This is a genomic window from Mucilaginibacter sp. SJ (assembly GCF_028993635.1).
Classification (GTDB): Bacteria; Bacteroidota; Bacteroidia; order Sphingobacteriales; family Sphingobacteriaceae; genus Mucilaginibacter.
In genome coordinates this window covers 1,780,904-1,790,200 of the sequence record NZ_CP118631.1, presented here as the reverse complement: position 1 = coordinate 1,790,200, position 9,297 = coordinate 1,780,904, and the positions used below count along the sequence as shown (strand labels likewise).

Annotated in this window: 9 protein-coding genes; 3 read left to right on the top strand and 6 right to left on the bottom strand. The window is 43.7% G+C overall.

The genetic code is table 11. From position 1 onward, the window contains the following. Positions 1-45 precede the first annotated feature (45 nt). Complete coding sequence (locus MusilaSJ_RS07060; RefSeq protein ID WP_090524540.1) at positions 46-1,407, top strand: cystathionine beta-synthase; 1,362 nt, start codon at positions 46-48, stop codon at positions 1,405-1,407. Positions 1,408-1,507: 100 nt separating this feature from the next. On the opposite strand, the gene MusilaSJ_RS07055 is transcribed toward MusilaSJ_RS07060, so the two are convergent. From MusilaSJ_RS07055 to MusilaSJ_RS07045, 3 genes are all read right to left on the bottom strand, one after another. Beyond that, positions 1,508-3,070 carry an ArnT family glycosyltransferase gene (locus MusilaSJ_RS07055; RefSeq protein ID WP_274989320.1) on the bottom strand — a complete coding sequence of 521 codons (1,563 nt, stop codon included), beginning with the start codon at positions 3,068-3,070 and terminating at the stop codon, positions 1,508-1,510. A 209-nt stretch (positions 3,071-3,279) separates the two neighbouring features. Further along, positions 3,280-4,587, bottom strand: coding sequence for a UDP-N-acetylglucosamine 1-carboxyvinyltransferase (gene murA, locus MusilaSJ_RS07050; protein WP_274989319.1), 1,308 nt, complete (start codon positions 4,585-4,587; stop codon positions 3,280-3,282). 204 nt (positions 4,588-4,791) lie between these two features. After that, entirely contained in the window at positions 4,792-5,532 is a 741-nt protein-coding gene (locus tag MusilaSJ_RS07045) for a DUF4290 domain-containing protein (protein ID WP_112652024.1), read from the bottom strand. A 206-nt stretch (positions 5,533-5,738) separates the two neighbouring features. On the opposite strand from MusilaSJ_RS07045, the gene MusilaSJ_RS07040 reads away from it, so the two are divergent. Both MusilaSJ_RS07040 and MusilaSJ_RS07035 read left to right on the top strand, forming a co-directional pair. Then, positions 5,739-6,836 carry a mandelate racemase/muconate lactonizing enzyme family protein gene (locus MusilaSJ_RS07040; protein ID WP_274990442.1) on the top strand — a complete coding sequence of 366 codons (1,098 nt, stop codon included), beginning with the start codon at positions 5,739-5,741 and terminating at the stop codon, positions 6,834-6,836. 5 nt (positions 6,837-6,841) lie between these two features. Further along, a complete protein-coding gene (locus MusilaSJ_RS07035; protein WP_274989318.1) occupies positions 6,842-7,297 on the top strand; it encodes a GNAT family N-acetyltransferase in 456 nt (151 codons plus the stop codon). A 63-nt stretch (positions 7,298-7,360) separates the two neighbouring features. Here the strand turns inward: MusilaSJ_RS07035 and MusilaSJ_RS07030 are convergent, their stop codons facing one another. From MusilaSJ_RS07030 to MusilaSJ_RS07020, 3 genes are all read right to left on the bottom strand, one after another. Next, complete coding sequence (locus tag MusilaSJ_RS07030; protein ID WP_188831604.1) at positions 7,361-7,498, bottom strand: hypothetical protein; 138 nt, start codon at positions 7,496-7,498, stop codon at positions 7,361-7,363. Between the two features lie 103 nt (positions 7,499-7,601). Further along, positions 7,602-8,972, bottom strand: coding sequence for a dipeptidase (locus MusilaSJ_RS07025; protein ID WP_274989317.1), 1,371 nt, complete (start codon positions 8,970-8,972; stop codon positions 7,602-7,604). Between the two features lie 122 nt (positions 8,973-9,094). After that, positions 9,095-9,262, bottom strand: coding sequence for a hypothetical protein (locus tag MusilaSJ_RS07020; protein WP_274989316.1), 168 nt, complete (start codon positions 9,260-9,262; stop codon positions 9,095-9,097). Positions 9,263-9,297: the final 35 nt, after the last annotated feature.

Below are 9,297 nucleotides of genomic sequence, written 5' to 3'. Positions count from 1 at the left end.
AGGCGTAACCCTGCTTTATATACCGGGTTAGTAGAGATTTAAATTATGTGGTACAACAACATACTCGATACCATTGGCAATACGCCGCTGGTAAAACTGAATAAAGTAGCAAAGGACATCCCTGCTACCGTTTTAGCCAAGATAGAGACAACCAACCCCGGCAACTCCATAAAAGACCGTATGGCCCTTAAAATGATTGAGGACGCCGAAAAAAGCGGCAAACTAAAGCCCGGCGGAACCATTATTGAAGGCACATCGGGCAATACCGGTATGGGCCTGGCAATTGCAGCTGTGATAAAAGGCTACAAGTGTATTTTTACCAGCACCGATAAACAATCAAAAGAAAAATTTGATGCATTGCGCGCCTTTGGTGCCGAGGTAATTGTTTGTCCAACCAATGTAGAACCAGAAGACCCGCGTTCGTACTATTCGGTATCATCACGGCTTGAGCGGGAAGTCCCTAACTCATGGAAGCCCAATCAGTATGATAACCTGAGCAACTCGCAGGCGCACTATGAAAGCACTGGTCCCGAAATTTGGGAGCAAACTGAGGGCAAGATCACGCACCTTATTGCAGGTGTTGGCACCGGTGGTACTATCTCGGGCATCGCCCGTTATCTGAAAGAGAAGAACCCTGCTATCCAGGTTTTGGGTATTGACACTTACGGGTCTGTATTTAAAAAATACAAAGAGACAGGTGTTTTTGATAAAAACGAGATCTATCCATATATCACCGAAGGTATCGGCGAAGATTTCCTACCGCAAAACGTTGATTTTAGCCTGATAGATCATTTTGAGAAGGTGACAGATAAGGACGCTGCCCTCATGACCCGCGAAATTGCCCGTAAGGAAGGCATCTTCTCCGGCAACTCAACCGGCTCAGCCGTGGCGGGCTTGCTGCAGATGAAGGATAAGTTTAAAGAGGGCGATGTTGTAGTGATCATCTTCCCGGACCATGGTACCCGCTATCTTGGTAAAATGTACAACGACGACTGGCTGCGCGACCGCGGTTTCCTGAAAGACGAGAAACTTACCGCCCGCGATATCATCAGCAAAAAAGATGTACAGGAGATCATCACTATTGATTGCGAAAAGAGCGTATTAGAAGCCATCAACACCATTAAATCGCTCAATATTTCACAGATCCCGGTTACACAAAAAGGTATGGTAATTGGTAAGATCACCGAAAGCGATATTCTTGATTCACTAATCGAAAACCCATCCATCAAATCGCAGCCGATCAAGAACATTACCACAGCTCCGTTCCCCTTTGTTGATCTGAATACTTCGATAGACAGGATCTCGGCCATGATCAATAAAGACAACATTGCTGTATTGGTTGAAGACGGGCAGGGTAAAATTGAGATCATTACCCAGTATGATATTATAAACGCCATTTCGGCCTGATTTTAAGGCGAAAGGATAAAGGCGAAAGGTTAAAGGTAGCCGCAATTTGCGGTGTTCTTTAACCTTTTTCTTTTAAAAACCTTTCGCCTTTCACCTCAAATTACTCCAACCTCTTCTTCGCTAACTCAGGAGAATACCGTTCATTTAACCGATAATTTGGCGTGATAATAAACACAGCCGTGCCTTTTTCGCGCGCAAGCGGATTAGTTACTTCGCCTACTTTCGTAAAACTGCCTATCATTTTCCCTTCCACAAATTCCTTAATATTTTTTCCGCCGTTTTCATCTACATAAATCAGGTATTTGCTTTTGAGGCTATCTGGTGCCCAAAGGGTAAAGCTGCTGTTCAGTGATATTACATCGGGATAGCCGTATTGCTTGCGGTAATGGTGGATTGCACCGGCTTCACCGTAGTTATCGGCATAAACCATAGTCTGTTTTTGATCTTCAGGGTTTAAGCTTTTGTAAGCTTTATCAACCAATGCCGCCATATCATCCCATCCAAGCATGTCGGCATAATCCTGTGTGGTAGCGTGCTTCTTTCCATCTTCCCAGGTCATCGAAAAACGGGCAGCTGGGAGGTGTTTATCGGCAAACCGAAAAAATGCCAGGGTTTGGTCCATTGGTAAAATGGGCAATAAAATTGGCAGTAACAAAGCATTGGGCAACGTAAACAATATTACCAGGGCAGTACGCAAAACATAGCCGGTGGTTTTTAATAAACGCTCAAAACCAAAGGCGCCTGCCGCAAACAGCATGGGGTAGGCGCCAAATATATAATAGCTTTTGCCATCCATCATCAATAAAAAAAAGAAGATGAGCGCATAAGCCAATGCCAGAAACTGGAAATTACGCAGCCTGAATGAAAATATCAGGAACGCCAGTCCGTTAAGCCATACAAATAACGCTACGCCGTTGACCAGTAATTGCTGTTTAATAAAGTCGGTTGGGGTAATGTAATCCAACTGCTGCTCGCGCAGAGCTTTCATATGCGTAAATACAGGCATGTGGTGCGTTATTTGCCAGATGAGGTTAGGCAGTACGATAACTATTGTTATCAAGGCAGCGCCGAGAATATGCTTATTGAACAGTAATTTACGTTGTTTGCTGATAAGGATACCGATAACCAACGAGGCGGCGAAAAACAGCATAGTGTACTTAGTAAGTACGCCAAAGCCGACGGCTGCGCCAAGCCAGTACAGGTACCTTACATCGGTAGTGTTGAGGTATTTTACGAGCAGCCAAACCGTTAATACCCACCAAAACTGATCGAATACTACAGGCTGAAAAAGATAGTCACTTGCTGCAAAGGCAGGCGCAAAAATGAGCGATAAACAGGCAAGAGTTATGGCAAACTTCTTTCCGCCAAATTCAATGACGATGAGGCCGGTAAGCAGCACAATGAGCCCACCAAACAGGGTAGGGAATAATCGCGCCGCAAAAACCGAGTTGCCAAAACAAGTTATAGAAATTTTTGCCAATATGGCTATAAACGGCGGTACTTCCTTGTATCCCCAATCCAGGTGGTCGGCCAGCACAAGGTGCAAAAACTCATCCCTGTGAAAACCAAAATGCGATATCGCGAAAAGATTAAGAACAACTTTAATAAATACAAATATCAGTACAAAATAAACGTAGGTAGATTTCCGGTTTTTGTAAGGCATTGTTTATATAATGGGTTTTGAGCTGAAGGCTGAAAGCATAAAGCTATAAAAATATATTTATAAAGCAGAAAGCTCAAAGCCCCATTAAGCTAAAAGCTCAAAGCATAAGGCCGAAAGCTTTTGCTTGTCCTTATGTTTTGAGCTTTTAATAAGCTTCGGCTTTATGCTTTGAGCCTTACGCCTTAAACTTTCGGCCTTCGGCTTTCAGCTTAAATACGGGTTATATCCGCCCCCAAAGCTTTAAGCCTGGTATCGATGTGCTGATAGCCGCGTTCAATTTGTTCAATATTGTAAATGGTTGACTGGCCTTGCGCAGATAGTGCTGCGATCAATAAGGAAACCCCGGCGCGGATATCTGGCGAGGTCATGGAAATGCCACGCAATTTAACCTGGTTATCCAAACCGATAACCGTAGCACGGTGCGGATCACAAAGGATGATCTGCGCACCCATATCCAACAGTTTATCTACAAAGAATAAGCGGCTTTCAAACATTTTTTGATGGATCAGTACCGAGCCTTTGGCCTGGATAGCTACAACCAGCACTATACTTAATAAGTCGGGGGTGAAGCCGGGCCAGGGTGCATCGGCAATGGTCATGATACTGCCGTCGATAAAAGTTTCTATTTCGTAATGTTCTTGGGCAGGAATAAAAATATCATCACCTCTAAGCTCCAGTTTAATGCCCAAACGCCTGAAAACGTCGGGGATCATGCCCAATTCTTTGTATTGAACATCTTTAATGGTAATCTCGGAGCCTGTCATGGCTGCAAGGCCGATAAATGAACCAATCTCAATCATATCGGGCAATAAACGGTGCTCTGTACCGCCTAATTTTTCAACACCTTCAATAGTTAACAGGTTTGAGCCAATACCGCTGATCTTAGCACCCATACGGCTCAGCATTTTACAAAGCTGCTGCAGGTAAGGCTCGCAGGCGGCGTTGTAAATAGTAGTAGTGCCTTTGGCTAATACCGCGGCCATTACCACGTTGGCCGTTCCTGTTACAGAAGCTTCGTCCAGCAGGATATAAGTACCTTGCAGGTTGGAGGCATCTACATTAAAGAAACCATTTTCGGGATTGTAGTTAAACTGTGCGCCGAGTTTTTCAAAACCCAGGAAGTGGGTATCCAACCTGCGGCGACCGATTTTGTCTCCACCTGGCTTAGGAATGGATGCCTTACCAAAGCGAGCCAGCAAGGGGCCAACTATCATGATAGAACCACGTAAGCCGCCACCCTTTGATTTAAAAGTTTCAGACAAGAAAAAATCCTGGTTGATGTCTTTGGCCTCAAAGGTGTAAGTATGCTCGTTAATACGTTCAACAATAACGCCCATATCGCCAAGCAGCTCTATCAGTTTGTTTACATCCTTAATATCGGGGATGTTACTGATGGTTACTTTTTCTTCGGTAAGCAATACAGCAGATATAACCTGTAAAGCCTCGTTTTTTGCACCCTGAGGGGTTATTTCACCTTTTAGCGGTTTGCCGCCATTTATTACAAATGCGTTAGTCATGCGGAATTTCGGATAATTGATAAGATCACCAATGATAAACTGTAAAAGCTATGATCGGTTTTGTCAAATAATTTATATGCGGCAAAGATTAGAAAATTAATGGAAAAACCTTGCTAAATATCCTGTACCAAAAGATACTTTTATGAAAGAGGGAAAGCAGAAGAAAAGCAAAAGCCCTCCCCTGAAGGGGAGGGTTGGGTGGGGTTAATATTTTTTTGCGCCGCCGTTGTTACGGTTGCGGTTTTGGTTGTTGTTACGGTTTTGGTTATTGTTTTGCCTGCCGCCACTACCACCGCCGCGATTTTGATTGTTTTGATTATTGTTGCGGCCGCGGTTGTTATTATTGGTATTGTTTTGCTGAAAGTTATTGGGGCGGAAATCAACACGGTTAAGGTTGATGTTCTCTTCCAGTTTCAATGTACCGCCCGATAAAGCATATAGATCTGACAGGATGCTTTCGTCGCTCACCGAGTCTTTGTTCCATTGCACATAAGCCATTTTCATGAAATTGGCTATGGCCTGGATCATGTGGCGTTTGCGTTCCGGCTCCTCTATGGCTTTGGCCTTTTCAATCATCAGCTCAATGGTTTTGCCATAGTGTTTGTATTTGATACGCTGATGAGGGTAATTTAATGGCGCGGGCTTAATATGTACGGCATCCGGTGATGGTTTGGGATAAGGTGAATCCACATCAATCTGGTAATCAGATATGATGTGCAGGTGGTCCCACAGTTTGTGTTTAAAATCGGCTACATCGCGCAGGTGGGGATTAAGGAAACCCATCAGGTCAATAACTACCTGTGCGTACCGGTTGCGTTCTTCTTTGGTTGGCAGCGCTACAATATATTTAACCATATTTTGTACGTTACGGCCATATTCAGACAGGATCAGTTTATTCCTGGTTGAGTTATAATCAAAATTTGCAGGCGTGTTTTCTTTAGCCATGGTAATAGTTTTTTAAGAAAGTTGAAAGTTAGCCAGGCAAATTTCCCTGATTGGAAGGGCAAAAGAGGCTAAAATTGAATTGTTACTTGTATTGAAGTAGTGCAAATATAAACTAATACTTATAATACGCAAATTACGTTGGTTAATTGTTGCAATTATTTGTTTTATTTTAGCTTTTAAACATCTACAATTTGGAAAATCAGCAAATTACCATCACGCATACAGAGATCTACCGCTTCAGCATCCCGATGGAGCCGTTTACCATTGCCACCGGAACTTTATCTCACGCCCAAAATGTTTTTATCCGTGTACATACCGATGCCGGTTTTTACGGTGTGGGAGAATGCTCGGCTTTCCCGATGATTGTTGGCGAAACACAGGATACCTGCCTGATTATGGCACGTGAGTTCGCCCGCTTATGGAAAGGCAAAGATGCGCTTGATATCGAAGCCCGGCTTGGCGAACTGCACAGTTTTACTGCCGGTAATACCACCATAAAAAGCGCCTTTGATAATGCACTGTTTGATATCGCTGCTAAAAACGCGGGCCTGCCATTATACCAGTTTTTGGGTGGCGAAAAACGTGTTGTTGAATCAGATATTACAATAGGTATCGCCGGGCATCATACCATGGCTTTAAAAGCGCTTGATTTTAAGGCCTCCGGTGCAAATATATTAAAGGTGAAGCTGGGCAAAAATGTAGTGGAAGATGTAGAGCGCATCAAACAGATCCGTGAAGCTGTTGGCCCGGGTATGAAGATCCGTATTGATGCCAACCAGGGCTGGACTTTTAACGAAGCCGTTTTCGCCTTGCAGTCAATTGCGCAATATGATATTGAATTTTGCGAGCAGCCTATGCGTACCTGGTATGACGACCGGTTACCCGAATTGATGCAGCAATCGCCGGTTAAGATCATGGCCGACGAAAGTGTATATAATCATCATGATGCCCGCAAACAGATCAACGCCGGGGCTTGCCATTATATCAATATTAAAATGGCCAAGTCGGGCGGTATTTATGAAGCTAAAAAGATTCATGACGTTGCTGCTTCATACGGGATACCTTGTATGATGGGAGGGATGCTGGAAAGCCGGATAGCATTAAGCGCCAAATTACACTTTGTATATGCCAGTCCAAATATCCGGTTTTATGATATGGATACCTGTAAATTGGGGCATTTGGTTGACCCGTGCGTTGGCGGCGCTATATATGATGGATATCATTTAACCATCGACAACGCGCCAGGCATCGGCGCCGATGCCGATGAAGCATTCCTGACCGATTGCGAACGATTTACTATTTAACGAATATGCTGATCAGAAAAGCTACCATTGAAGACCTGCCCGTATTGCTTCAATTTGAGCAGGGTATAATTACTGCCGAACGCCCTTTTGATAGCACACTCAAACCCGATCCTATCAGTTATTATGATTTGAAGGGATTCATAACCTCAGCAGATGTGCAGGTTTTAGTAGCCGAAATTGACGGAGAGATAGCAGGCAGCGGATATGCCCGTATTAAAAAGACCCCGGAAAATTATTACGACTTTGAAAACTATGCTTACCTGGGTTTTATGTATGTGCTGCCTGCATACCGGGGTATGGGAGTAAACCAGGCCATAATAGAAGAATTGAAGAAATGGGCGGTTGAGCAGGGCTTGACCGAAATAAGGCTCGAGGTATATAATGATAATATTGGAGCCATTAAAGCCTATGAAAAGGCAGGATTTAAAAAACGTATGATCGAAATGCGGATGAGACTGTAATGGAATTATATAAAACGAGCCGGTAAGTTTCCCTTGCCGGCTCGTGGGGGTGTTATACATATTTTATAACAGAGGCTTTCGCTTCATTTTATTTTCGCTTAAGGCTTTAGCTGTTTTTGTTTTTTCCTGTTTTGATGATTTGAGATCGCGCAACTGCTTAGATGCATCGGTCTTTTCTTTGTCCAATTCTTTAGTTGCCATGTTTTTGATTTTTGTATAGTTAGATAATATCATAAATATATTATTTGTTTTGCCTAAATCAAAAAATAACTGCCGTTATCGAGCAAATTAAAGCTTCATGACATTAGTTTGATAACTCCGCAAAGTATTTGTGAAACAACGGAATGGTTTCTATGCCTTTATAATAATTGTAAATATCATACTTCTCATTAGGCGAGTGCAGGGCATCGCTATCAAGCCCGAAACCCATCAATACAGTTTTTAAACCAAGCTCGGCTTCAAACAAAGCAACAATAGGGATACTGCCCCCACCCCGGGTTGGGATAGGCTCTTTACCAAATGATTCGGCGATGGCTTTTTGTGCGGCACGGTAAGCCACGCTGTCGGTTGGGGTTACAGCCGGTTCACCGCCATGATGTGGAGTTACCTTAACCTTAACATAGGGAGGCGCAATACTTAAAAAATGGTCGGTAAACAGTTTGGTTATAGCATCTGACGTTTGGTTGGGTACTAAACGCATAGAGATTTTGGCATTGGCTTTTGAAGGCAGCACCGTTTTGGCGCCTTCGCCGATATAGCCGCCCCAAATACCGTTTAGCTCAAGGGTAGGGCGGGTGCCTGTGCGCTCGAAAGTACTGTAGCCCTTTTCGCCCCAAAGCTCGGCTACATCAAGGTCTTGTTTGTACCCGGCTTCATCATAAGGTGCACTGTTCAAAGCATTGCGTTCTGCTTCGCTAAGCGGCACTACATCATTATAAAAGCCTGGGATGGTAATATGATTATTTTCATCATGCAGGCTGGCGATCATTTGGGCCAGTATGGTGATAGGGTTAGCCACGGCGCCGCCGTAAACGCCCGAATGCAGGTCGCGGTTTGGGCCGGTTACTTCAACTTCGAGGTAAGAGAGGCCACGTAAGCCGGTTTCAAGCGAAGGGTGCTCCATGCTGATCATCGAGGTATCGGAGATCAACACCACATCGGCTTTCAGCTTTTCTTTATTGGCTTTCACAAAGATGCCCAGGTTCGATGAGCCAACCTCTTCTTCGCCCTCAATCATAAACTTAATATTACATGGAAGGGTATCGGTTTGCATCAGCAGCTCAAAGGCTTTTACATGCATGTAAAATTGCCCTTTATCATCGCAGGCACCGCGGGCATATATTTTTCCATCCCTAACAGTTGGTTCGAAGGGAGGTGTTTTCCACAGTTCCAACGGATCTGGCGGTTGTACGTCGTAGTGCCCATAAACCAATACTGTAGGTTTGGAAGCATCTATGATCTTTTCGCCGTATACAATAGGGTAGCCGGCGGTTTGGCATATTTCAACATTATCGGCCCCGGCATCGCGGAGCTTTGCTGCTACGTAATCGGCAGTTTTTAATACTTCAGGTTTGTATTTTGGATCGGCACTAACCGATGCCAAACGTAACAGGTCAAATAACTCATCAAGTAAACGCTGCTTGTTTTGCTCAACATATTGCTTTATGTGCTGCATAATATTATTGTTTGCAGCAAATATAGTTAGTTCATTGGTTCACTCGTTCATTAGTTTATTGGTGAATGAAATTAACCGCAAAAACCAGTAATTCACCAATTCAATAATTCCCTAATTGGTTATCAATCTGCTGAGCCCAGATCTGATTTTGGTGAATTAACAGCCTTAGTGGCGAACTCAACTTTCTCGACTTTTATTTTACCCTCCTGTTTAGGCGCTCTATGAGTTAATGATACAGCGGTAAGGCCTGTAGCTATTAAAACCGCTGCCGCAATGATGAATTTTTTCATGTTGTTAACTATTCAAATTTTAGTTTATAACATAT